This window comes from Fulvivirga sp. (assembly GCF_040220315.1).
Lineage (GTDB): Bacteria > Bacteroidota > Bacteroidia > Cytophagales > Cyclobacteriaceae > Fulvivirga.
In genome coordinates this window covers 1-2,365 of record NZ_JAVJUY010000252.1, presented here as the reverse complement: position 1 = coordinate 2,365, position 2,365 = coordinate 1, and the positions used below count along the sequence as shown (strand labels likewise).

Genomic DNA, 2,365 nt, shown 5'->3' with positions numbered 1-2,365 from the left:
AAAGCGCAGTAACTTAGAAATTATTCCTACCGGATATTTATTAATTAACTCTGAAAACAATTCGGCTGCATCTTATATGAGCAATACGGTGCCTATTCCGGCAGATAAGTATTCCATTGCCTCCTCAACAGCACTGGCAGGTGAGTTTTTGGGCATGGGAATGATTTATCTTGATGCTGGCAGCGGTGCCAAAGAATGTATTACACCTAAGATGATTCGAAAAGTAAGTGAATCTATTACTGTTCCCCTAATTGTTGGAGGTGGTATTAGAAACGGCAATAGCGCTAATGAATCTCTTAAGGCTGGTGCCGATATTATTGTTATTGGCAACGCCATAGAAAAAAACCCCAATCTGATGATTGAGGTTTCTGAAAAAATTTATGACTTTAATAAGACATTAAACATTCATTAACGTCTCTCTCTTTCTCATTTTACCTGCCGGTATACCGTACATCATTTTAAATCTTCTACAGAAATAAGCTGTATCTTTGTATCCGCAATTCTTACCAATATCTCGAATACTCATTTTTGTAGTTCTTAGAAGTTTAACTGCATACTCCATTCTTTGGTATTCGATATAATCCTGAGGATTGATGCCGGTAAGTGTTTTGAAATACTGGCCTACATAATCTTCAGAAACATCCGCCACATCAGACAGTGCTTTATTTGTTAGTTCACCTCCTAAATTATCTTTAATGTACTTAAACAACTTAATGAGTCTAGGATCTTTGAAGTACGTACTATTCGTAGCCATTTGCTCAACAAACAGCCTGCGTTCAAGTATATGTCGTATAACTTCAATAACCAATAGTTCCGTTTTAAGCTTAATCACCCTCTGATTACCGGAACGTTCCTCCTGGGTTTCTTTCACGATATCATAAATACTGTTATTTACAGCACTATTTTCAAGTGAGAAAGCAGGAATGTCTAATGTGGTAAAGAAATTAACAGTATCAAAAACTTTCGTTTCAAATACAACCATTGTAAAATCAGCCACCACGTTTGAAACATCACTAGAATCTGCAGATCTAAAATATTCAGACTGCTTAAAACCAAACTCTTCTAAGTTTAGTTGGGTTGATTTTTCGTTGATCTCACCAAAAGATAAAGGAGTTAGCCTATTCGCTGGTATAAACACTGCATTGCCTTCTTTAAGAAGATCCTGATCTTTACCAAAGCGAATAATCCCTTTTTTAAGAAACAAAATTGCATTTTCAGTCTCCTCGTAATCTTTGAGGGTAAAAGGGGTTGAAACCTTTATATTATTGGACTTTAAGTATTTTATACCTAGTGACTCAATTATTTTGTTGTAATCTTCCATTATCGAGGTGTATTAAATCAACTCAAAAATACAAATTAAAATAGAAATAGAAGTGTACTTTTTCAAGAAAAGTATAAATTTTTACAGATCATAATTAACTAGTCTCTTAATATCTCTCTGCCAATTACAATCTTTTGTATTTCAGAAGTACCCTCGTAAATCTGTGTGATTTTTGCATCACGCATCAAACGTTCTACGTGGTATTCTTTAACAAAACCATAACCTCCATGAACCTGTACAGCTTCTACTGTGGTTTCCATAGCAACTTTCGAAGCAAATAGTTTAGCCATAGCGGCTTCTTTTACAAAATTTTTACCTTGGTCTTTTAAGGCAGCCGCCTGAAGAACCAATAACCTGGCCGCTTCAATATTGGTTGCCATTTCAGATAGTTTAAATTGAATTCCCTGGTGCTGTGAAATAGGTTTTCCAAATGCTTTTCGTTCTTTAGAATACTGAAGTGCCAATTCATAGGCACCAGATGCAATGCCCAGCGCCTGCGCAGCAATACCAATTCTACCACCATTCAGCGTTGACATAGCAAAGTTAAATCCAAAGCCATCCTCACCTATTCTATTAGCTTTAGGCACCTTCACATCAGTAAACATAAGCGAGTGTGTGTCAGATCCTCTTATACCAAGCTTATCTTCTTTTTTACCCACAACAAATCCTTCCATCCCTTTTTCAACGATTAAGGCATTTATTCCTTTATGTCTTTTTTCCGGATCGGTCTGAGCTATTACAATGTACGTATTGGCCGTACCACCATTGGTAATCCAGTTCTTAGTACCATTTAACAGGTAATAATCACCTTTATCTTCAGCCGTAGTTCGTTGACTGGTAGCATCAGAACCTGCTTCTGGTTCTGATAGGCAAAAAGCCCCGATGTGCTCACCGGTAGTTAATTTGGTAAGATATTTTTGCTTTTGCTCTTCATTGCCGTATTTTTCCAACCCCCAGCAAACCAATGAATTATTTACCGACATGATTACTGAACATGAAGAATCAACTTTGGACAGCTCTTCCATGGCAAGTACATAACTTACA

At 36.7% G+C, this 2,365-nt stretch carries 3 protein-coding genes; 1 reads left to right on the top strand and 2 read right to left on the bottom strand.

Going from position 1 to position 2,365, the window contains the following annotated elements; genetic code table 11:
- Positions 1-412: geranylgeranylglyceryl/heptaprenylglyceryl phosphate synthase (locus tag RLO81_RS12230; protein WP_350111891.1), on the top strand; the 412-nt coding region annotated here is incomplete at its 5' end.
- On the opposite strand, the gene RLO81_RS12225 is transcribed toward RLO81_RS12230, so the two are convergent.
- Together RLO81_RS12225 and RLO81_RS12220 are read right to left on the bottom strand one after the other, a co-directional pair.
- Positions 398-1,321 carry a helix-turn-helix domain-containing protein gene (locus RLO81_RS12225; RefSeq protein WP_350111889.1) on the bottom strand — a complete coding sequence of 308 codons (924 nt, stop codon included), beginning with the start codon at positions 1,319-1,321 and terminating at the stop codon, positions 398-400. The two genes, RLO81_RS12230 and RLO81_RS12225, sit on opposite strands and share 15 nt — an antisense overlap.
- Before the next feature lie 98 nt (positions 1,322-1,419).
- On the bottom strand, positions 1,420-2,365 hold a 946-nt coding region (locus RLO81_RS12220), incomplete at its 5' end, for an acyl-CoA dehydrogenase family protein (RefSeq protein ID WP_350111887.1).

Coding starts and splice junctions, on each gene's coding strand:
- RLO81_RS12225 (WP_350111889.1), bottom strand. CDS start 1,321: ATGGAAGATTACAACAAAATAATTGAGTCACTAGGTATAAAATACTTA.